Below are 21965 nucleotides of genomic sequence, written 5' to 3' on the forward strand. Positions count from 1 at the left end.
GCCCCCCCGCCGGTGGCCACCGATTGCCCCGGCGGCAGCGCGGAAATTCTCGCGAATGGCGACTACGGCCAGCTGGTACCGATCGGCGACATCGACGCCATGGCCGGCGCGATCGAGGCCACGCTGGACTTGCCTCCGGACAGCGCCCGACTGATGGCCCGAGCGGAGGACTACTCGGCCGAGCGATCGGCCGCGCGCTACGCCCAACTGCTCACCGGAGCGCGGCCGCCCGCCGCTTGACTGGACTGAGCGCATGGCCGAATCCGTTTGCGGCCTGCGCTTGCCAGGCAACTCGGAGCAGGCCTACTTCGCCTTGAGATCCCGCCAGATCTGATGCACTTCGTGGAGCGGACTGGCCGGGTTCCAGCGCGCTTTCACGTTTTCGGCCCGCATATGATCGAACTCGGCCAGGAACGGGCCCAGATCGGTAACCGCCTGTTCGACCGCGGCCCAGCGCTCGATAAACTCCGGGGCATCCAGCGTTCGTTCATCGGCCGCCACCTCGTCGAGCAGGCTATAGCCCTCGGCGGTCCAGCGATTGGCGGTGGGATCCGTGAGCAGATCAGCGCGGGTGAAGCGCGTACGCGGCTTGTCTTGCTTCAGGAACCGGGTCGCGTACTCGTGGATGCCGGCCTGCTCCGCCGCGCCGATCGGCAGGCCCAGGTCGCGCGCCACCCGGGCGAGCTGCGCCTGTGGATCGGCCATCAGCCGGTCGAAGTCGACGACGGTACGGAGACAGCCCGCGGTGCGGTGAAAATACGGCACCACGTTGACCAGCCATTCCATATCCGACCAGACCTGACGACCGCGCTGCGGATTGATCTGGCCGCGCGAGCGAGCCACGCTCAGGGGATTGCGCAGCGCGATGACATAGCGCACGTCCAGATCCAGGGCGTTGTGGATGCCTTCCCAGAACGGCATCGTGCGCAGGGTTCGCGAATACTTGTAGCCCCACAGCGGCGTGGCGCCGAAACGCGCGCCGAGGGTGGCGATTGCGCGCGCCTGGATGGCTTTCATGCGCGGCGTGTCGAATTCGGCGTCATCGAGCAGGCGTACGCTGTGTCCACGGATGCCCAGCGCCCGCTTGAGGCGTTTGCTGATCGCCAGCACATCGTTGTCTTCGAAGAAGCCGGTCGGGTTCTTGCCGCCCGGCCGACGCAGCTTGTCGCCCAGATCCACGCCGAGCGCGGCCAGCCCGCGCGTGATTGCGCTGGTACCGCTGCGGCCCGCGCCGAGTACCGCGATCACGGTGGAGCGATTCGGATCCGCCGCGGCCACGACGGTGTCGGTACGGGCAGCCGTCTCAGACGTCACGAATTTCCTCGCCCTTGAGGCGACCCTTGATCCGGCGCACGGCCGCGCGCACGCGGTCGTTGATGACCACGATGAAGACCTTGCGGTGCATGCCTTCCGGACAGGTGATCTCGCGCACACCGTGCCAGGACTTGGCCTGGCGCTGGAACAGCAGGCTGTAGTTGCCCATGCTCTCGCCCTGGTAGGCGTCGGGAAAATCCTCGAACTCCGGGGCGGACTTGCGATCGAACTTGCCGTGATCGTCGAGGATCACGGTATCCCCGCCCCAACTCACATCCCAGTTTTCGGGCGAACTGAAATAGAAGATATGCGACCCGAGCTTGCGCTGGGCATCGCAGTGCGGCGACACCGACGCCCCACGGGGCGCGTAGTGCCAGTGAAAATTCAGCTTGAACAGGCCCCGGCCGAACATGCGCTTGATGAAGTCGTGGTAGCGCTTGCCGCGCAGTTCGGCGATGAATTCGTGCCAGGCCGGGTCCAGATCGACATCGTCGCGGTATTCCAGCGCATAGCGATCGTGGGCCTTCTGGCCGTGCGAGCGTTGCATGCCGAAGGTCGGCGTCATCTGATCGGTGCTGGGCATATGCCCAAGCAGACGCTCATAGCCGGCGTCGGTCAGCAGGCCGGCCGGATTGATCCACGGATAGGGATCGGTCTGCTGGAAGCGTTTCGCTTCGATGGCTTCCAGGCGCTTGTAGTCGAGAAATTCCATGGCGAACACGATGTCCTTCAGGAAGAATGATTGGAGCACGGCGAATCGTTGCGCGATCGCCGATCGCCGGCGGACGGCGACACCGCCGTTTGCATCAACGCGCGGATCCGCGCCACGGTGCGGCCCATGTCGTCGGGTACCCGGCCGCGGGGGCTGTCGCTGCCGACCAGGCCGCGTTCGACGAGCCCGCGATGAAACGCCGCGAAATCACGCCGCGGCTTGACCGCGCCCCAGTAGATTAAACCGCGCCCGATGCGTTGTGCGAGTGCCGTCTGCGCCCCCCGCGCCCATCCCGTCGGCTGCGCACGCGGCTGCCAGTCGAACAGCTCCACCGGACGACCGGTCGCACAGGCCTCGGCCGGCAGCGAGGCGCTGTCGGCGGTCACGATGAAACGATCGGCGAGCGCGAGAAAAGCCGGATAGGGATTGTCGGCGTCGTCGGCCTGCCATGCATAGCGGTACGACGGCCCACGGATCGCCTGCCACAGCGCCTGGGCGGCATCGGCGCGGGTCCGTTTGCTGGTGGTCACCAGCAGGCTGCCGCTGTGGCGCTCGGCGACGTCGACCGCTTGCTGGGCCAGCTTTCGGGCGGTGGCCGGGTCGAGACGATAGCTGGAACTGTCGCCGCCGACGAGTACTGCGATCCACGGTCGCGGCAAGTCCGCAAGACGCGGGCGCCAGCGTTGGGCGGCACGCTCCAGACGCGCCTGATCGAGCACGTTCAACGGCAGCGTGTTGTGCAGCACGTTGGGGGCATCGGGCAGCCGAAACTGCGGCAGGGTCACGATCAGATCGAAATGATGCAGCGGCGCCTGCGCATGCAGCAGATGTACCAGGCGCGTATGGCCGCCCGACTGGGCCTTGATCCAGCGTGCCACCGGCGCCGAACGCCGCGAAGCGGCAATGACGAGATCGGGCCACGGCGGCGTCAACGGGTCGGAGCGTTCCCGATCCACGGTGCGCACGCTGGGACCGAGCAGCGCGCTGGGTACATGGTTGAGCCGGTTGTAGCGCAGCTGCAGGGTCTCGAACGGCCAGCCGAGTGCCTCGGCCAGCGCGCACATCTGGGCATTACCGCCGGCGCCTTCGCCCAGCAGCACCCACACGCGCGGGGCCGACGCGTCGTCAGACACGCGCACATCAGCCACGGCGAACGTCGGGAGCCAGGCGCGCGCGAATCTCGCCTGCGAGCAGTTCGAGTTCGTTCCACGGCTGCGGCTGCCAGGTCTCCAGCACACCGGCGAAAACCCGTGCCAGACCCTGCGCCTCGAGCGCGCCGTGCAGCGCGGGCATATCCCGTCGCGGCAGGAATATCCGCTGTTCGATCAGGCGCGCGCTCAGATACTGCAGGCCCTGCTGGGGGCGGCGCGAGCCACGGGCGTTGTAGCGATCGGTCTGCGACTGGGTATGCACCCAGTCGGCAATACGCTGGCGCGCAGAGGGCGCGCGTTCGGGCAGCGGCAGTATATAGACGGGCTTGCCGGTGGCCACGGCTTCGGCAAGCATCGATTCGCTCTCACCGGTCACGACCAGAATATCGGCATGGGCCAGATAACCCAGGAACGGGTTATCGGCATCTGACGCCGCCCGCCAGGGCTCGAAAATGACACCCCCATCAGCGCCCCGGTCAGCGCTCTGGGCGAGGGTGCGGGTGACCGCTTCGCCGGTACGCCGGCTGGTGAGCACCGCCAGCGTGCCTCCCGCTGTGCGGGTGGCGCCGTGGACGTCGTCGAGCATCCGCGTCGCGTGCTCGGCGTCCAGGCGATGCTGCGCGCTGGTACCGCCGACAAGCCAGACAACGCGCGGCGTGGCGGCATCCTTGCCGAACACCTGCGGCCAGCGCGCGCCCGCCTCGGCCATGCGATCAGCGCCGACCTTGCTCGGCGGCAGCACCGTTTGCAGGTGCTGCGGATGTGGGGTGAGGCCAAAGTGCGGGCAGTCGATCGCCAGATCCTGTGTCTCGCCGACCGGCCCGCCACGGCGCCCCATCAGGATGACTCGGGTATTACCCTGGTTCTGGTCCCGCACCCAGCGGGCCACCAGGCCCGGCAGCCAGCCCGAAGCGATGATCAGATCCGGCCACGGCGGGCGGATGGTGTCCGACAGCCCGTGCGCGCCCACCGGCAGGCGTGCGCGCAGCGCGGCGAGCAACGTGCGCGCCGGCGCGTGGGGAATCTCGCGCGTTTCGTAATCCCAGCCCAGGGCGTCGGCGATGCCGAGCGCCTGGCTGCGATGGCCCGTCTTGTGATGCTGAAGCACCCAGGTCGTCGGCGGCACGCGCAACAGCGCCCCGCCCGACCAGTGAGCCGCCTGCGCGCCATCCCTGCGGCGCTTGCGATGCACCACCAGATGCCAGTGGCGGTCCGGAAAACGCTGACCGGCGGCCGCGAGCTGCGCATACCACCAGTGCGGGTCGGCCGGGCACAGGCGCGTTCGATCACTGCCCAGCGTCACGCTCACCACCAGCGCACGCGTCGCGCGGGCGAACAGCCGGTCCAGCAGCCATGGAATATCCAGGTCGGGCAGTTGCTCGAGCCCGTCCGCGGCGACTACATCCACGCTGTCCCGGTTTGGATCGCGACCGCTTTCCTGCAGTGGCGTCGCCGTGTCGATACGCTCCACGCTCAAGCCGCACTGGTCGGCCAGCGTGCGCAGGGTCGCGGCCGAGGCGAAGCCGCAGTAGTACAACGATTGCGCCTCGGCGTCCTGGGCGAGTTCGCGAAACGCCTCGAGATCCGGCGTGAATTGCCGCCGGCGCTCATCGCTGACCGTGGCGGCATCGGCAAACTGCGGCGTCGGGTCCTCGGCATGAAACAGCTGGAAGCCGGCGGCATCCGCCTCCGCTTCGATGTTGAGCCACAGATCGCTGGCCACATTGGCCCGATACACATAGTCGCCGGGCGTCGGCCGCCACGGCTGGGTATGAATCGTGGTGTAGTGCACCAGATGCGAGGTGACCGGGGCATACTCCTCGTCGCGGGCGTTCCAGCCGGCGTCGAGCTCGCCCCACAGGCCATCCACTGCACGCATGCGCGCTTCCAGTTCGCGGTTCTTGGTCGCCTTGGCGCTGTCCCAGTTCCACAGCGACGCCATGCGCGCGCAGTCGATGAGCATGACCGAGGTATCGCGATCGTTGATCGACAGCACGCCGTGATCGCCCATGGCCGTGTCGAACAACAGCGCCGGATCCTTCAGATAGATCTGATCGGCATCGTTGTAGATCGCCCGACCCTCACGCCCGGCCAGCTCCGGAATCGCGAAACGGTAGTTGGTGAAGCCGGTCAGCCACAGGCGGCGCTCGAAACCCGCGAAGTCCTTCATCAGATGGATATCGTAGCGGCGCGCCGGATCGCGTAGGCGCTCGATCGACCACACGAACGCCCGCTCCGCACGGAACTGGGCCGATTCCGTACCCAGATAGATCCGCACCGGCGGCTTGTCGCTGGGCGTGACACCGGCCTTTGGCGCCAGCGTGATGCAGATGGTGCCGACCTGTGCCGCGCTTGGACGACGATTGTCGTCGCCGGCCAGAAACGAGGCCAGTACACGTTGCGATCGAACGGCCATGGACTAACGACTCCCCGGGATCGCGGCCCCTGGGGGCGCGATGATGGAAAAGATAACTGGAACCGACGACAACATCGCGGCTCAGCGCGCCTGAAGACGCTTGTAAACCGCCTTCGGCCAGCGGCGCTTGAGACACAGCCACTGATCCGGACGATCGCGGATCCATTGCTCGAACAGGCGATTCAGCTGGCCGGTCATGTCCTGTACCCGCGCCTGCCGATCGGCGGCATCCGCACGGGCGCGGATCGGCGCGAACAGTTTGACCCGATAACGCGCACCAGGCAGACGCTCGGCGAGCACAGGCACCAGGTCGCAGTCATAGCGCAGCGCCAGCCGCGCCGGTGCGGTATTGGTCATCGCCGGCTCGTCGAAGAACGGCAGCGATTCGCCCGCGTCCATGCGCGTGTCGGCGGTCAGGCCGATCGACTGCCCCTGATCGAGCGCGCGCATCAGCACGCGGATACCGCCATCACGCGACACCAGTGGCCCACCGAAGGCACGACGCATCGCGCCCAGCTTGCGGTCGACCAGCGGATTCTGCTCGGGCGCATAGATCACCGGAAGCGTGACCCCATAATGCGGGCCGATCAGCGGGGTCAGCTGCCAGGCCCCCAGATGCGCGGTGACGAACACGCTGCGCTTGTCCGGGGTGGGCATGACCGCGCCCGGCTCCAGGGTGAATTCGATCCGTCGTTCGCGCTCGCGCCAGATCTGTTTCAGCGACGCCAGCTCCGCGATCGCCACGCCCAGATGACGATAGGAGTCGCGCATCAACTCCTCGAGCCGCGTGTCCGGCGTCTGCGGAAAAGCGACCATCAGATTGGCCCGGACCTTGTCGGCGCGCGGTGTATACGGACCGAACAGGCCGAATACGAACGCGGCAAACCGCATCGACAAACGGATCGGCAGGCGCTTGAACAACTCGATCAGGCCGCCGATGACGATATATTCGACCCACCACACCAGTCGCTGGGGCAGTCGTACCGCCTTCTGCAGGCGCTGGGGAAGAAAATAATACCGAGCCATGTCGCGACCTCAGCTGCGCGCCGACCGCTGCCACGCCGACGCGATCGCGCGACGACCGACGGACTCGCAGACATGCATCGTCACGGCGTCAGTGCCCCTGGCCGGCCAGCACCGTCTCGCGATAGCGCTGTTCCCAGGCGCGTTGATTGCGCATCGCGTCCTTGAAATAGGCCGTGCGCCGCAGCACCGAGATCATTGCACGCGAAACCGCGCGCCCGGCGGGCCCCATGGGCCGCTCGATATCGAACAACAGTACCGCCCGCTCTTCGCTGGTTTCGTTCCAGACTTCGTGCGGATAGGTATCGTCGAAGAAGAACATTTCGCCTTCGCCCCAGCGCATCGGCTGATCATCGATTTCGATCAGGCAACGTTCCGGGCCCTTGGGTACGCGCAGGCCCAGATGACAGCGCACCAGCCCCTTGGTGACGCCGCGATGACGCGGAATATGCTTGCCGGGTGCGAGAATGGAGAAGAAAGCATTGGAAATATTGGGCAGCTTCTCTAGCGCCGCCGCGGTTTTCGGGCACATCTCGCAGCCGAAATCCATGCGCGTGCCAAAGCCGTAGAGCATGAACGTCTTCCAGCGCGCATCGCTGGAGATACGCGCCTGATCCGGGCTAATTTCCTGAAAGCTCGGCAAGGCGGCGCGATGTTCGAGCAAGGCCTCGAGTTCGTCACGGATCTCGGGCCACTGCACCCGCAGTTCTTCCGCCCAGGGGAACAAGGCGTTGTCGAGCACCGGCTGGTCCGGAATCTTCGACTGCTTGGAGAGAAACTCGAGGAGCGTGCCGCGAAAGAGTTTCTTGCCGAAACGCTTGACGAGTTTGCGGCGCTTGTCGCCGGATTGATCTGCTTGGGTCGCCATGAGATTGCCTTTCTGGAAAAGGGATGCTCGAAAAGTGATCGGGATCATGCCGGCGGTTCGTTTCGGCGCGGCCCGGCCGTGCGGCCGCGCCCGGCCAGCAGCCACTCGTCGATACCGAATGGTAGCAGCCGCGTCAGGCCAATCGCGAGCGCCAGCGACCAGGGGAATATCAGCCGCCGCCGGCGCGCCAGGATCGCGTTTTCCATACGCGCGGTCGCCACCTCGAGATCCACTCGGAACGGCTTGCCGCGCGAGCCGCCGGGCTTTTTCGGTTTGGTGCGCACGAAGCCCGGCATCAACAGGGTAACGGCAATGCCACGCCCACGCAGATCGATACGCAAGCTGTCCATGAGATTGGCCAGCCCGCCCTTGGCCGCCGAATAAGCCGCGGCACTCGGCAGGCCGCGACAGCCCGCGAGGCTACCGGTCGCGACCAGGTGGCCGTCGCCGCGGGCAAGCATGCCCGGCAGCACCGCGGCGACGGCATTGGCCACGCCGACGAGATTGAGTCGGACCACCGACTCAAAAACGCCGGCGTCGAATTGTGTCGCATCCGTCGGCTCGCCGCCGCCCGCGTTGGCGACCAGACGCGTGACCGGCCCCAGCTGCGATTCCGCGATGTCCACGGCGTTTGCGAGCGCGACCCGATCGGTGACGTCGCAGGGCAAGGCCAGCGCATTGCCGCCGGCCGCTTCGATTTCCGCCACCAGACTGGCCAGCAACTCGTCGCGCCTCGCGACCAGCGCCATCACCTCTCCGCCGGCCGCCAGCCGGCGCGCGAGACTGCGACCGATGCCGGACGAGGCGCCGGTGAGCAGGGTCACGCCCATGGCAACACACCACCACGGGCGGAATGTTCGGACAACAGAGCGTGGTCGCTACGCATGGAATCGTTCAACCGGCGGCCGCTGCCCGGGCATCGTCCTTGAGCGCGCTGAACGACGCGATCAGGTGATCGATCTGTGCGTCGCTGTGAGCCGCGCTCAGGCTGCACCGCACCAGACACCAGCCGTTCGGGGTCGCCGGCGGCAGCATGAGATTCACGTACACGCCGTGATCAAGCAGTCCCTGCCAGAAGGTCAACGCCTGCTCGGGGGTATCGAACATGGCTGCGACGACAGGGCCGGGCTCGGCGCCGAGACGAAAATCCTGGGCCACGAGTGCGTCGTGCAGCCGGTGGGCATTGCGCCAGAGCTGCTCACGCAGTTGCGGCGCGGCGCGCAGACGCGCGAGCGCGGCACGCGTCGAGGCGATCACCGACGGCACCGGCGACGCGGTGAATATATACGGCCGGCTGGCATAGCGGACCACGTCGAGCGCGTCGTGGCGACTCACGCAGTAGCCACCGGCAGCGCCCAGGCTCTTGCTGAACGTGCCGACGATGAAATCCACCTGGTCGAGCACTCCGTCGGCCTCGGCAACGCCGCTGCCGGTCTCGCCGCAGATGCCCAGCGAGTGCGCTTCGTCGACATAGATGAGCGCGCCGTGGCGATGTGCGACTTCGCACAGCGCCGCCAGCGGGGCGCGGTCGCCGAGCATGCTGTAGATGCCTTCGACCACCACCAGTGCATCGGTCGCACGTTCGCCCAGGCGCCGCAGGCGCTTGTCCAGATCGGCAGCGTCGTTGTGGCGAAAACGCAGGGTTTCGGCGCCGCCGAGCTTGACGCCGTCGTAGATGCTGGCATGGCAGTCGGCGTCGAGCATGACCACGTCGCGCGGCCCCGCCAGCGCCGAGAGCATGCCCAGATTCGCCTGATAGCCGGTCGAGAACACGATCGCCTGGCCCACGCCGTAGAACTCGGCGAGTTCACGTTCAAGGGCCAGATGCCCGGCATAGGAGCCGTTGGCCATGCGCGAACCGGTCGTGCCGGTGCCTTCGCGCCGGACCGCGTCGGCCCCGGCGTCCACGCAGGCAGGATCGAAGGTCAGGCCCAGGTAGTTGTTGCTACCGGCCAGGATCGTGCGCTTGCCGCGCACCATGGCTTCGGTGGCAGACAGGATCTGATCGATGGGCACGCCGAGCGGATCGACCCCGGTGGCGGCGATCCGCCGGCGCACGTCGGCGATGGGCGCGAACTTGTCGAAGATACTCATGCGGCGACCTGCGCCAGCGCCTTGACCAGATCGTCCACGGTCTGCACGTCGGGCAGCAGATTCAGCGGAATCGCCATATCCAGCTGATCTTCCATGTCCATGACCATTTCCATGGTTTGCATCGAATCCAGCCCCAGATCGTCGACAAGCAGACTGTCCGGCTCGATCGTCTTGCCGGCCGGCACATACGCCGCGAGCAGCGTACGCAGCTCGCCGTAGATATCGTCGTAACTCGCCATTGAACTTGCCTCGTCGTTTTGCCTGCCGCTCTATTCTACGCGGCCCGGCCCCAGCCACAGGTCGTTTTCAGACCCGCCGCCAGATCGACCTGCGGCGCCCAGTCGAGCATCTGCTGCAGCGGACGGTTGTCGCAGACCCAGTCGGCATGGCGCAGTTCCTGTAGCTTGCCCGGTGTCAGCATGGGCGCATACCCGAGCCAGCGCGACATGCGCGTGTTCACCCAGGCCACGCCATCGAGGGCCGCGCCGGGCACCGGTATTCTACGGATACGACGTTCGAGCAGCGTTTCCGCGGTCCGCACCACCTCGTCCCAGCTATAGCCACGTGCGCTCGCGTCGCCAATTTCATACACCCCACCGGTACGTTCGGATGCATTCAGCCAGGCGACAATCGCCGCCGCGAGATCGTCCACATACAGCAGCGACACGCGCGCATCCGGGGCGCCGGGCAACGGGGCCAGGCCGCGGGCAAAGGCATCGAACAGCGGCTTGAGTTCGGTATCGCCGGGGCCATAGACCGCCGGCGGACGCAACACGAGACAGTCCAGCGGGATATCGGTCTCCGCGAGCAGCGCTTCCATGGCCTGCTTGCTGCGCGCGTAGTCCGACAACTGCGGCTCACGCGCGGCCAGCGAGGACAACGCCACCAGCGGCAGGGGGGGGCCCCCCCCCCCCCGGGGGGGGGGGGGCCCCCCGCCATCGCCGCGATCAGATTCTCGGTGCCGGCGACGTTGATCTCGGCGAAGTCGGCATAACACGAACCCCGCACCGCGCCCGCGCAATGCACGACCGCATCGACGCCGGTCACGAGTTCATCGAGTGCCGCGGGCTCTGCCAAAGAGCCGACGGTCACCTCGAGCCCCTGATCACGCAGCCGACCGGCCCAGCTGTCGGTACGCGTCAGTGCCCTGACCTGCCAGCCTTCGGCGGCGAGCGCACGGGTGACGGTCGAGCCGATGAAGCCGGAGGCGCCGGTGACCGCGACGCGGGGCGCCAAAGCGTCAGCCTGCCTGGCGATCGCTATCGTGATCGGCATCCGCCGTGCTGCCCACATCCGCCGGGCGACGGCGCTCATGCACCCGCTCCTGCAGACGCGCAATATAGTCGCGACGCGCGCCAGCACGCGAGAGCTTGCCCGACGACGTCCGCGGCAGCGTATGCGGTGCCACTGCCTCGACCAGGCACTCAACGCCGAATTCACGCCGGATCAGACCTTCCAGGCGCTTGATCAAAGCATTGCGTGCTTCGGCCTCGCGCGCCCGGCACTGCACGACCACGACGGCGGCATCCGAACCGACCGCCGACGGCGCGGCAAAGGCCAGTGCATCGCCCGGGCGCAGTTCCGGTTGCTGCTCGGCCAGCCATTCCAGATCCTGCGGCCAGATATTGCGGCCGTTGACGATGATCAGATCCTTGGCACGACCAGTGATCACGATACGCCGGCCGATCCGATAACCCAGATCGCCGGTGTCCAGCCAACCGTCGTCGGAAAGCGATTTGCGCGTCTGCTCGGGGCTGCCGAAATAGCCCGACATCACGCTCGGCCCGCGCACCTTGATCGCACCGACGCGCCGATCGCCCAACGGGCGACCCTCGCCGTCGAGAATCTCGAAGTCGTATTCCGGCAGGACCTCACCGCAATCGACAAAGGTATTGGTCCGTTCGACCTGCTGGGCATCGGCCGGCTCGGCAATCTGTTGGGTAGCGAGCTTCTCGGCGTCGACGGTGTCGATTTCCAGGCCGGTATCGAGCGGCGCGAAGCTGATCGCCAGCGAGCACTCGGCCATGCCGTAACAGGCCAGGAACGCGCGCGAATCGAAACCCGCCGGCGCCAGCGTCTCGGCGAACCGGTTGAGCGACGTCGGGCGGATGGTCTCGGCCCCGGCGCCGGCGATACGCCAGCTGCTCAGATCGAAATCGGTGGCGCCGTGACGGATACGGCGCGCGCACAGCTCGTAGCCGAACGACGGGCTGAAGGCGATGGTGCCGCGGTTGCGGCTGATCAGACTCAGCCACTGGCGCGGGCGCATGGCGAAATCGCGGGTCGCGAGATAGTCCACCGAGCGCTGCGAGGTGAGCGCCGCCAGCATGAAGCCGACCAGGCCCATGTCGTGGTAGAGCGGCAACCAGGACACCAGCCGATCGTCCTCACGCATCTGTACGCCCAGGCGCAGGATGCTGGTCAGGTTCTGCATGACCTGCGCCTGGGTGATGATCACGCCGCGCGGAAACTGGGTGCTGCCCGAGGTGAACTGCAGATAGGCGGTCGCGGACACCTCCGGCAAAGGCGGCAACGTATTGGCCTCGGGCAAGTCCTGGAGCGTCTCGAAACTACCGATATGGCGTAGGGGATGCCCCTCGGCGGCTTTTTCCAGGAATGCCATGAAATCTTCGGGCGCGAACGCAGCCGCCGCATCGCAGCCGCCAAGCAGGCCGCTCAACTGGCGGATATATGCGTCGCGACTGCCCAGGCCCACGGTCACGGGCAGCGGCACCGGCACCAGGCCCACGTACTGGCAAGCCCAGAAGCAATCCATGAAGCCCGGCACCGTATCCGCAACCAGCGCGACGCGATCGCCGGGTTCGAGTCCGAGACCGATCAGCCGGCGCGCGGTCGCCAGCGCCCGCGTGCGCAGTTCCCGATACGACAACGGCGCGACGAGATCACCCCGGCCGTTATAGAAATTGAACCCGGTCTCCCCTTGGGCTGCGTAATCCAGCGCATCCGCGAGCCTGGAAAAATCGCCGTGACGCATCGGTAGTCGATGCTGTGTGGGGGTTGGCATCATGTTCCGGATTCCTGATTAAAAGCTGTCTCGCACGGATCGGTGGGCGCGATCGGCGATCGGGATCGCGCACAGCGCGCGGATCGGGTCGACCAGGTGGCGCGCGCCCGGTTCAATGACCGGTACCGGTCGAAAAGGTTCGCCCGCTCGGACCATCCGGCGCGCGCGAGCCTGGACAGCCCGCGGGCGCAGGTCGCGTGCCGACAACCGTTTTTATGACCGTGCATCTGACATATATTTTATCGAGAATACCGCAAGTTGGCACGCAATATAACCGCAATGCCCGGATAGACTGAAAAAACACGCGTTCACGATGGCCATGAGCGACGATCGCGCGGGTTTCAAACCCCGGCACGCCGAATCCTGCCGCTTGAGTGCATCATGAAAAACGCATACCGTTTTCAACCTTTGCTTTAGGGTAAGTTTAACGGTTTTTCCACCTACTTCCGTTAACAAAATATAACGGTCGTGTCGGGATTTTTTTAAGCCTGTGCGCGACATTGCCTCAATATCCCGCACCCACGACAATGAGTTGAATCGGCCATGGCGATATCCGTGAAATCGGACAGGGAAATCAGCATTACCGCGGTCGACGACCGCAAGGCTCGTGGGCGGTTCATCGACGTGCCCGCGCGTATATTTCGTGATGATAACGCCTGGCGTGCGCCGCTGCGCATCGAACGCCAGATGCATCTGTCGCCAAAACAGAATCCGGCGTTCGAGCATCTGGAATTCCAGGCCTGGCTGGCATGGCAGGACGGCGAATGCGTCGGCCGCATCAGCGCCCAGATCGATAGTCTGCGCAAGCCGATCCACGGTGACGATGTCGGTTATTTCGGCATGCTCGACGCGCCCGACGACACGGCCGTCTTCAGCGCCCTGGCCGAAACCGCGGAGAGCTGGCTGCGCGAACGCGGCATGCGCGCGGTGCACGGCCCGTTCAATCTGACCATCAACGAGGAATGCGGCCTGCTCGTCGATGGTTTCGACACCCCGCCGATGGTGATGATGGGGCATGCACGGCCCTACTACGCACAGCAACTGACGCGGCTGGGCTACGCCAAGGCAATCGATCTGCACGCGTACTGGATCAACCTCGATTTCGAGCATCCGCGCGTGATGCAGCGTCTGCTCGCGCGCTATGCAAAGCGTGTGACGGTACGGCCGATCAATGGTAAGAAGTTCGTCGAGGAGCTGGATATCATCCGCGACATGTTCAACGACGCCTGGGCCAACAACTGGGGGTTCGTGCCGCTCACCGAAGAAGAGTTCCGGGACATGGGCAAGACGCTCAAGCTGCTGCTGCCCAACGAGCTGGTCCAGATTGCCGAGGTCGACGGCAAGCCGGCGGCCTTCATCGTGGGCCTGCCCAACCTCAACGAAGCGGCGCGCGATCTCAACGGTCGTCTGTTCCCGGCCGGGCTGATGAAGCTGTTGTGGCGGCTCAAGGTCCGTTTTCCCGAGACCTCTCGCGTGCCGCTCATGGGCGTGCGCCAACGCTACCAGGGCGGCCCGCTGGGCGCGGCCCTGGCCTATTGCGTAATCGGGGCGCTGCAGACCGAACTCTATGCGCGCGGGGCCCGCGGCTGTGAGCTGTCGTGGATTCTGGAGTCGAACAAGGGCATGCGCGATATCATCGAAAGCATCGGCGGCGATGTCTACAAGACCTACCGTATCTACGAAAAACCGCTGTGACGAGAACGCGTGCCTACGCGGCCATCGTGCTCGCCGGCGACCGCGGTCCGGACGACCCGATTGCCGCGGCGACCGGCGCGCCCTGCAAATCGCTGAGTCCGGTGGGCGGCATCGCCCTGCTCGAACGTGTGCTGGAGACGCTGCGCGACACGCCCCGGATCGGATCGATCATCGTGGTCGGCCCCGCGCGCACGATGTTCGCCGATGACAGCCATGCCGCGGCACAACTCGACACCCTGCTACAAATGCCCGGCGTGCGGTGGGTCGCTCCCGCCGATTCACCGAGCGCGAGCGCGGCAGGGGCGCTGGCGCTGCTCGAACCCGACCAGCCGGCGCTGCTCACCACCGCTGATCACGCGCTGCTGAGGCCGTCGATGATCGCGCCGCTGCTGGCGGCCGAGGGCAACGATCTGTCGGTGGGCATGGTCGAATATGCCGCCGTGCGCGCCGCCTACCCGCATAGCCGGCGCACCGCGATCCGGCTGGGCCGAGGCGATGGCTACTGTAGCTGCAACCTGTTCGCGATTCATACCGCGGCCGGCCGGCAACTGGTGTCGGACTGGCGCCGCGTCGAGCGTGAACGCAAGAACCCGGCGCGCGTGGTCGCCGGCATGCTCGGCTGGATAGGCGTGCTGCGCTATGCCCTGCATCGGCTGACGCTGGCCGACGCCTTCGCCCGTCTGTCCCGGCGCAGACGCGTGAACGTAAGCGCCGTGCTGCTGTCCGAGCCGGAGGCCGCGATCGATGTCGATTCGCTGGCCGATCTGCGGCTCGTCGAGTCGATTCTGGCCACGCGTCTGGCCGCGTTCGCCGGTAACCGCCGCGTCGATACAACGTAATACAAGATGAACCTCACCGATCCGCCCGTCTGCGAATGCTTCGATACCGTACGGTCTCGCCCGCGTTGATCGGCGTCGACGCACGCTGTATCGGCCCATCAACGCGGCGGCGCTGACATGCTGACCGTATCCGACCGCTATCTGCTGCGCGCGGTGTTCTGGCCCTGGCTCGCGGTGACTGCGGCGCTGGCCGCGATCTTCGCCAGTTACAGCGTGACGCGCTACCTGGCCGAAGCCGCCCAGGGCCAGCAGGCGATGCGCTTCGTCGCCGAGATGATCGGCTTGCGCGTGGTCGTGGCGCTCGAGGTACTGCTGCCGCTGGGTCTGTACCTGGGTATCATCATCGGTCTCGGCCGTCTCTACGCAGACAGCGAGATGATTGCATTGCAGGCCGGCGGCCTCGGCCGGTCGCGCATGCTCCGGCCACTGCTGGCGTTCGCGCTGGTGGTGAGCGTGCTGGTCGCCGCACTGTCGCTGTACGGACGCCCCTGGGCCTACGGCAAGCTCTACGCCGTGGAAGTCGCCGTCGAAGCACGCCTGGACCTGAGCGCCATTACCCCGCGGCGGTTCTATACCAGCGACGATGCCGCCATCTACGCCAACAGCAAGTCCGATAACGGGCACCAGCTGAACGACGTATTCGCCCGTTTCATCGATGACGAGCGCCGCGTCGTCATACGCGCTGCCCATATGCGCCGCTCCACTGACGCCGATGGCGCGCCGACACTGGATTTTCGCGACGGTCATCTCTATCAGCTGGACATGCAGGGCCCGAACGATCGGGTGGTCGGCTTCGGCAAGCTGCAGTGGCATCTGTCGCCGTCCAGCCGCGTGGTCGGCTACAAGCGCAAGGCCGCATCCAGCGCTTCGCTGCTTCAGATGACCGATCGCGACGATATCGCCGAACGCCAGTGGCGTTATTCCCGGCCGGTCGCGGTGATCTTTCTGGCGTTGCTGGGCATCGTGTTCGCGCGTTCGACGCCGCGCCGGGGGCGTGCCGGCAACATGGTCGCCGCCGCGGTGAGTTTCGCCTTGTACTACGGGCTGGCAAGCGTCGCGCGCAGCTGGGTGGAACAGGGTGTGGTGGCGATCATTCCAGGCGTTTACTGGGTCGACGCGCTGGTCGGCGCCATTGCCTGCGTTCTGCTGTTTCGTCGGCGCTCGAGCTACTGATGCGCCTCTACGAACGCTATATCCACGCCGAACTGCTGCGCGCCTGGGTCGTGGTCAATCTCATGCTGCTCGGGTTGTTCGGCTTCTTTGATCTGTCGGTGCAGCTGGACGACGTCGGCCAGGGCAACTACAGCACTTTCGACGCCGTGGCCTTCACGCTGCGCCAACTGCCGCAGCGGCTGGTCGAACTGACCCCGTTCGCGACCCTGCTCACCGTGGTCATTGCCCTGGGACTGATGGCCAGCCGCCACGAACTGGTCATCCTGCGCGGCGCCGGGCTGTCTCCGGCCCGTATCGCCGGCACCGTGTTCAAGGCCGGCGTGGCGCTGCTCGTGATCATGCTGTGTGTGCAATCATTCGTGGCGCCGCCGCTGCTGCAGCGAGCGCAACAGATGCGCGCAAGCGCGATCACCGGCGGCAGCATCGCCGACGACGCCAGTTTCTGGCTACGCGCCCGCAACGGCGTCGTCCACATCGGCGCGCTGGAAAATGCACGGGTACCGGTAGAGATCGAGATATTCGAGTTCGGCGCGGACGCGACCTTGACCCGTTATCTGCACGCCGCGCGCGCGGATACCCCCTTGTCCGGGCCCTGGCGGCTGCAGCAGGTGACGGTCAAAGGCTTCAACCCCCGCGGCGACACCACCGCGCAGCGCGCCACGCTGGCGTGGTCGCCCACCCTCTACGAGCGCCAGCTGGCGGTACTCGACCGGTCGCCCGAGAGCCTGTCGCCGCTGTCGCTGTATCGCTACAGCCGCTATCTGCAGACCCATGATCAGGACGCTCAGCGTTTTCGCGTCGCGCTGTGGCAAAAGCTCGCCATGCCGCTCACCGCGATTGCCATGCTGCTGCTGGCCATGCCGCTGGTCTTCGCTAATCCCCGCGGTGCCAATTTCGGGCTCCGGGTCGCGGTCGCCGCCGGCATCGGCCTGCTCGCTTATGCATCGATGCAGGCGGTCGGCAATCTCGCGTTCGTGCTGGGGCTGTCGGCGCCGCTGTGCATGCTCACCCCAGGGTTGCTGCTATGCGTGGTCGCGGTGCTCTGGCTCAGACGCGTGGGATGAGGCATGCGCGTGGGGCCATCCGGGGCACATGCGTTACCATCGGCGCCTTGACCCCCCCGACCCGCAAGCTGCGGCCCATGCTCGACGCCCGCTCTCCCCGCGCCGATGACCGGCGCCCGTCGACGACATCTGCTGTCGTGTACCGCTCGTGACCGGCGCGCGGCAACCTGCGGCCGTGGCGCAGCGGTCGCTCAAGCTGGGCATCCTCTACAACGCCCACAGCGGCCGACATCGCAAACGCTGGGCCCAGCCCGACCTCGGCGACAGCGTACCCGCGATTCGTGCCAAAACCGCCGAAGAAATCCGCGCCGGACTGACCGAACTCGCCCGCGAGGGCGTCGAGCTGCTCGCCATCGCGGGCGGTGACGGCACTGTTCAGTCGGTGCTGAGCCATGTGATGCTCGGCGATCTGTTCGAGCGCCCGCCTCTGCTGGCGCTCGTGCCCACCGGCAGCACCAACATGACCGGCAACGACGTCGGCACGGTGCGGGTCAAGCGCGAGGGATGGCAGAAACTGCAGGCCTGGGCCGACAACCCGGTCGATATCGAACAACGCGTGGTCGCCCGCGACGTGCTCAAGATAGACCCCGGCGGCGATGCCCCCGCGTTCTGCGGCATGTTCTTCGGCGCCGGCGCGATCTACAACGCGGTCGAACATACGCAACGCAATCTGCACCAGTACGGTCTGCGCGGCGACGTGGGCCCCGGGGTGGCATTCACGCGCTTCGTCAAGGCCGTTGCGACCGGCGATCGACGCTATTTCTCACCGGTGACGGTGCGCTTGCGCGATGACCTGGGCAACGATCTCGACGAAGCGAGCATTCTGCTGTTCGCCAGCACGCTCGACACCCTCGTGCTCCGGCTACATCCGTTCTGGGGCGAGGAGCCGGGTCCGGTCGCCTGGACCACGGTGGCCGAATCGGCGGAGAAATTTCTGCGCCGCATGCCGGCCGTCTGCCGTGGGCGACGGCGGCGCTGGATGACGCCCGAGAAAGGCTATCGCAGCCACAATACCCAGCGCCTGGAGCTGCTGTTCGACGGCGGTTACATCGTCGACGGCGAATTCTTCAGCGCCCGCGTGGCCGACGGGCCGGTCGTACTCAGTTCGGCGGGCAAGGCCTCGTTCCTGAATCTTTGAACATGCCAGCCGCACAGCGCGACCGCCGGCTGCATCAACTGCACATCATCGCCGGACCATGCAGCACGCCACAAACGCCGCAGCTCGAACCGCTGCTGGCCGTGATCAGTGCGCGCTTCGGCGACGCCCTCGCCGCCGTCATCTACTACGGCTCCTGCCTGCGCAGCGGCGATCCCTACGATGGCCTGATCGATTTCTATGTCGTGGTCGACGACTACGGGCGCCCCGGCCAGAGCCGTATCGGCGCCCTCGCCAACCGGCTCGTGCCGCCCAATGTGTATTACGCCGAACGCGCGACCGGGCACGGCATACTGCGCTGCAAATACGCGGTGCTCAGCGTCGAGCAACTGGAGGCCGGCGTCGGCAGGCGTGCGTTCCTGTCGTCGATCTGGGGGCGTTTCGCGCAGCCCGTCGCGATCGTCCACGCACGCAGCGCGCACGACCACGACCGTGTACGCGCCGCCTGTGGCGAGGCCGTTGTCACCCTGCTGGAAAAGGCCCTGCCCGCCGTTGCACCGCCCGCCTCGGCGGCCGACACCTTCGCCGCCGCGCTCACACTGAGCTACGCCAGCGAGCTGCGGGTCGAGCGCGCCGGGCGCAGCGTTGCGCTGGTCGCCGCCGATGCGGCGGAATACAGCCACCGGCTGCGGTGCGCGGCGCCGTTGCTGTCGTTCGAGGTCAATCTCGACGATCCGCAGGCGGTACGGTATCGGCCCTCGGCACAGCGCCGACAGCTGGCGAAGATCAGTTGGCCGCTACGGCGCGGCGCCGGCAAGCTGGTGTCGGTCGCGCGGCTCGTCAAGGCCTGTTTCACGTTCAGCGACGCGGTCGACTATGCCGCCTTCAAGATCGAACGCCATACCGGGGTTGCAATCGAGGTGACCGATCGCCTGCGGCGCCACCCGCTCGTGTTCGGCTGGGTCGCACTCTGGCGTGTCTACCGCCAGCGGCTGCTGCGCTGAGGCCTGCGAACGGCGGTCATAAAAAACGCCGGCCGCGAGAACGGTCGACGCTTTTCAAATCGCCTGGCCGAGTCCGGCTCAGGCGGCCGCGACCACCGGCCGCGCGTTGATATAGGTCACCGGCGATTCGGAAATATCCTCATAGGTGACTTCTTCCCAGGCTTTTTCGTCGTCGAGCAGTGCGCGCAGCAGCTTGTTGTTGAGCGCATGGCCGGACTTGTAGCCGGAGTAGCTGCCGATCAGGCCATGCCCGAGCAGATACAGATCGCCGATCGCGTCCAGAATCTTGTGGCGCACGAACTCGTTGTCGTAGCGCAGGCCGTCGGCGTTGAGCACCCGATAATCGTCCAGCACCACGGCATTGTCCATCGAACCGCCGCGGGCAAGATTGTGCGAGCGCAAAAACTCGATATCGCGCATGAAGCCGAAGGTGCGCGCGCGGCTGACTTCCTTGACGAACGAGGTCGTCGAGAAATCCACCGTCGCCGACTGGGTGTCGGAATCGAACGCGGGATGATCGAAATCGATGCAGAAACTTACCTTGAACCCGTCGAAGGGGTCGAACCGGGCCCACTTGTCTTCGTCGGTAACCTGCACCGAGCGCTTGATACGAATGAACTTCTTCGGCGCATCCAGTTCCTGGATGCCGGCCGACTGGATCAGAAATACGAACGGGCCGGCGCTGCCATCCATAATCGGCAGTTCGTCCGAGGACAGTTCGACGATCGCATTGTCGATACCGAGCCCGGCCATGGCCGACAGCAGATGCTCGACGGTCTGCACGCGCACACCGTCGTCGACCAGTGTGGTGGCCAGCGTCGTGTCGCCGACCTTGAAGGCGTCGCCGCGGAATTCCTTCATCGGTGAACAGTCGGTACGACGGAACACGATGCCCATATCCGCCTTGCCCGGGCGCAAGGTCATGTAGACCTTCTGACCGGTATGCAGGCCGACACCGGTCGCCCGGATGGGGTTTTTCAGGGTGCGTTGTTTAAGCATCGAATTCTTGTCCTTGTGGCGGTCCAGTAACGCTAGGCGCGCCGTGTCACAAAGTCGTCAACTGTTGAACACATACTTTATGCACAATGGCTTAATTTCGCCTTAACCTGCCGCGCCCATACTTTCGCGTCCGGAGCAGGCCCGCAGGCCAACCCACAAAGCCGCTTAGGTTAACACAGGGGCGTCGGTCGGCAGCGCACGGCTACCGCCGACCGACGCACGATCTCCTGCCGCCGGCCCGCGGGCCGGCTTCGGCAGTTGCCCTGCATCGCCGTCTTCAGTCCGCCTGATTGCGCAGGAAGGCCGGGACGTCGAAGTAGTCCATATCGACCGCGGCGTTCTCCCGCGAGGACTGCTGCGGACGATTGCGGATCACGGTCGGGCGATCCAGATCCTCGTAACGCATCTGCCCACCGGCATCACGCTTGACGGCCCGGATGGCTTCGCGCTCCTCGGCCTGGTGACCGAGACCGGTGGCGACCACGGTCACGCAGATCTCGTCGCCCATGGTCGGATCCTCGGCCATGCCAACGATGACTTCGGCGTTGTCCGCACCCATGTCGGCGATGACTTCGTTGACGATCTGGAACTCGTGGATACCCAGATTCTCGTCGCCGGAGACGTTCACCAGCAGACCCTGGGCACCGTGCAGGCTCAGATCATCCAGCAGCGGCGAAGCCAGCGCGGCTTCGGCCGCTTCACGGGCACGATCGTCGCCGACGGCCGTTGCGCGACCCATCATGGCCATGCCTTGTACCGACATCACACGACGCACGTCGGCAAAGTCGACGTTGATGACGCCCGGACGGGTGATCAGGTCAGAGATGCCCTGCACCGCGTTATGCAGCACGTTGTTGGCCGCCTGGAAGGCGTTCTTCAGCGTGGTGGCCTTGCCGAGTGCGGTCAGCAGCTTTTCGTTCGGGATCACGATCAGCGAGTCGACGTAACGACCCAGTTCCTCGATACCCTGCTTGGCAATCTCCATGCGACGACCGCGCTCGAACGGGAACGGCTTGGTCACAACAGCCAGGGTAAGAATACCCATTTCGCGGGCGATCTCGGCCACGACCGGTGCCGCGCCGGTACCGGTGCCGCCGCCCATGCCGGCGGTGATGAACAGCATGTCCGCGCCTTCGATGGATTCACGAATACGATCGCGATCCTCTTCGGCGGCCTGACGGCCGATGGCCGGGTCTGCACCTGCGCCCAGGCCGCGGGTGACGTTCATGCCGAGCTGTACGAGCACATCGGCATCGCACCGTTCCAGATGCTGGGCATCGGTGTTGGCACAGATGAAATCAACGCCTTCGATGCCGCCGTTGACCATCTGGTTGATGGTGTTACCGCCGCCACCGCCGACGCCGATGACCTTGATGACGGCCTTGTCGGTCTTTTGATCTGCAAATTCAAATACTTCTGGCATGATGCACCTCTATCTTGGTTGCCGTGCTTTTTCCTTGCGGAAAAACCTTTTGTGTCGGGGCCGGCGACT

20 protein-coding genes and 1 pseudogene are annotated in these 21965 nt (G+C 65.9%); 7 read left to right on the forward strand and 14 right to left on the reverse strand.

The window, feature by feature from the left end; translation table 11 throughout:
• The coding region (locus tag SSPSH_RS18915; protein ID WP_021031275.1) for a glycosyltransferase at positions 1-240 on the forward strand (240 nt) is incomplete at its 5' end.
• 63 nt (positions 241-303) lie between these two features.
• Here SSPSH_RS18915 and SSPSH_RS01390 read toward each other — a convergent pair.
• The 12 genes and pseudogenes from SSPSH_RS01390 to SSPSH_RS01440 all read right to left on the reverse strand — a co-directional run bounded on the left by SSPSH_RS01390 (position 304) and on the right by SSPSH_RS01440 (position 12606).
• Positions 304-1314 (reverse strand): sulfotransferase family protein, encoded by a 1011-nt coding sequence (locus SSPSH_RS01390; protein WP_006913146.1) that lies wholly within the window; start codon positions 1312-1314, stop codon positions 304-306.
• On the reverse strand, positions 1304-2065 hold the full coding sequence (locus tag SSPSH_RS01395) for a 2OG-Fe(II) oxygenase (RefSeq protein WP_202962108.1): 762 nt from the start codon (positions 2063-2065) through the stop codon (positions 1304-1306). The genes SSPSH_RS01390 and SSPSH_RS01395 overlap by 11 nt, the downstream gene beginning before the upstream one ends.
• A complete protein-coding gene (locus SSPSH_RS01400; protein WP_006913144.1) occupies positions 2044-3174 on the reverse strand; it encodes a mitochondrial fission ELM1 family protein in 1131 nt (376 codons plus the stop codon). The genes SSPSH_RS01395 and SSPSH_RS01400 overlap by 22 nt, the downstream gene beginning before the upstream one ends.
• Positions 3167-5593, reverse strand: a complete 2427-nt coding sequence (locus SSPSH_RS01405) for an ELM1/GtrOC1 family putative glycosyltransferase (RefSeq protein ID WP_006913143.1) — start codon at positions 5591-5593, stop codon at positions 3167-3169. Before SSPSH_RS01405 ends, SSPSH_RS01400 begins: the two co-directional genes overlap by 8 nt.
• Before the next feature lie 81 nt (positions 5594-5674).
• On the reverse strand, positions 5675-6619 hold the full coding sequence (locus tag SSPSH_RS01410) for a lysophospholipid acyltransferase family protein (protein ID WP_006913142.1): 945 nt from the start codon (positions 6617-6619) through the stop codon (positions 5675-5677).
• Positions 6620-6707: 88 nt separating this feature from the next.
• Complete coding sequence (locus SSPSH_RS01415; RefSeq protein ID WP_021031276.1) at positions 6708-7484, reverse strand: aspartyl/asparaginyl beta-hydroxylase domain-containing protein; 777 nt, start codon at positions 7482-7484, stop codon at positions 6708-6710.
• A 44-nt stretch (positions 7485-7528) separates the two neighbouring features.
• A complete protein-coding gene (locus tag SSPSH_RS01420) occupies positions 7529-8314 on the reverse strand; it encodes an SDR family NAD(P)-dependent oxidoreductase (protein WP_006913140.1) in 786 nt (261 codons plus the stop codon).
• Between the two features lie 64 nt (positions 8315-8378).
• On the reverse strand, positions 8379-9578 hold the full coding sequence (gene spt / locus SSPSH_RS01425) for a serine palmitoyltransferase (protein WP_021031277.1): 1200 nt from the start codon (positions 9576-9578) through the stop codon (positions 8379-8381).
• Entirely contained in the window at positions 9575-9817 is a 243-nt protein-coding gene (locus SSPSH_RS01430) for an acyl carrier protein (RefSeq protein ID WP_006913137.1), read from the reverse strand. Before SSPSH_RS01430 ends, spt begins: the two co-directional genes overlap by 4 nt.
• A gap of 35 nt (positions 9818-9852) precedes the next feature.
• A complete protein-coding gene (locus SSPSH_RS19625) occupies positions 9853-10464 on the reverse strand; it encodes an NAD-dependent epimerase/dehydratase family protein (protein WP_006913136.1) in 612 nt (203 codons plus the stop codon).
• Between the two features lie 59 nt (positions 10465-10523).
• Positions 10524-10892 (reverse strand): annotated as a pseudogene (locus SSPSH_RS19805) (NAD-dependent epimerase/dehydratase family protein); the annotation flags it as partial.
• A complete protein-coding gene (locus tag SSPSH_RS01440; RefSeq protein ID WP_021031278.1) occupies positions 10819-12606 on the reverse strand; it encodes a fatty acyl-AMP ligase in 1788 nt (595 codons plus the stop codon). The pseudogene SSPSH_RS19805 and the gene SSPSH_RS01440, both read right to left, overlap by 74 nt.
• A 540-nt stretch (positions 12607-13146) precedes the next feature.
• Here SSPSH_RS01440 and SSPSH_RS01445 point away from each other — a divergent pair.
• The 6 genes from SSPSH_RS01445 (at position 13147) to SSPSH_RS01470 (ending at position 19474) form a co-directional block, all read left to right on the forward strand.
• Positions 13147-14298 (forward strand): hypothetical protein, encoded by a 1152-nt coding sequence (locus tag SSPSH_RS01445; RefSeq protein WP_006913134.1) that lies wholly within the window; start codon positions 13147-13149, stop codon positions 14296-14298.
• Positions 14295-15137, forward strand: coding sequence for an NTP transferase domain-containing protein (locus SSPSH_RS01450; RefSeq protein ID WP_006913133.1), 843 nt, complete (start codon positions 14295-14297; stop codon positions 15135-15137). Before SSPSH_RS01445 ends, SSPSH_RS01450 begins: the two co-directional genes overlap by 4 nt.
• Before the next feature lie 117 nt (positions 15138-15254).
• Positions 15255-16310, forward strand: a complete 1056-nt coding sequence (lptF, locus tag SSPSH_RS01455; RefSeq protein WP_006913132.1) for an LPS export ABC transporter permease LptF — start codon at positions 15255-15257, stop codon at positions 16308-16310.
• Positions 16310-17374: an LPS export ABC transporter permease LptG gene (lptG, locus tag SSPSH_RS01460; protein WP_006913131.1), complete on the forward strand. Its 1065-nt coding sequence runs from the start codon at positions 16310-16312 to the stop codon at positions 17372-17374. Before lptF ends, lptG begins: the two co-directional genes overlap by 1 nt.
• A 175-nt stretch (positions 17375-17549) precedes the next feature.
• Positions 17550-18512, forward strand: a complete 963-nt coding sequence (locus SSPSH_RS01465) for a diacylglycerol kinase family protein (protein WP_161627792.1) — start codon at positions 17550-17552, stop codon at positions 18510-18512.
• A gap of 2 nt (positions 18513-18514) precedes the next feature.
• Positions 18515-19474: a hypothetical protein gene (locus tag SSPSH_RS01470; protein ID WP_006913129.1), complete on the forward strand. Its 960-nt coding sequence runs from the start codon at positions 18515-18517 to the stop codon at positions 19472-19474.
• 78 nt (positions 19475-19552) lie between these two features.
• Here the strand turns inward: SSPSH_RS01470 and lpxC are convergent, their stop codons facing one another.
• Together lpxC and ftsZ are read right to left on the reverse strand one after the other, a co-directional pair.
• The gene (gene lpxC / locus SSPSH_RS01475; protein ID WP_006913128.1) at positions 19553-20473 is read right to left on the reverse strand and encodes a UDP-3-O-acyl-N-acetylglucosamine deacetylase; all 921 of its coding nucleotides are present in this window, start codon (positions 20471-20473) and stop codon (positions 19553-19555) included.
• A 277-nt stretch (positions 20474-20750) separates the two neighbouring features.
• Positions 20751-21896, reverse strand: coding sequence for a cell division protein FtsZ (gene ftsZ / locus SSPSH_RS01480; RefSeq protein WP_006913127.1), 1146 nt, complete (start codon positions 21894-21896; stop codon positions 20751-20753).
• Between the last annotated feature and the right edge of the window lie 69 nt (positions 21897-21965).

The organism is Salinisphaera shabanensis E1L3A (assembly GCF_000215955.2).
In the GTDB taxonomy this organism is placed as follows: domain Bacteria; phylum Pseudomonadota; class Gammaproteobacteria; order Nevskiales; family Salinisphaeraceae; genus Salinisphaera; species Salinisphaera shabanensis.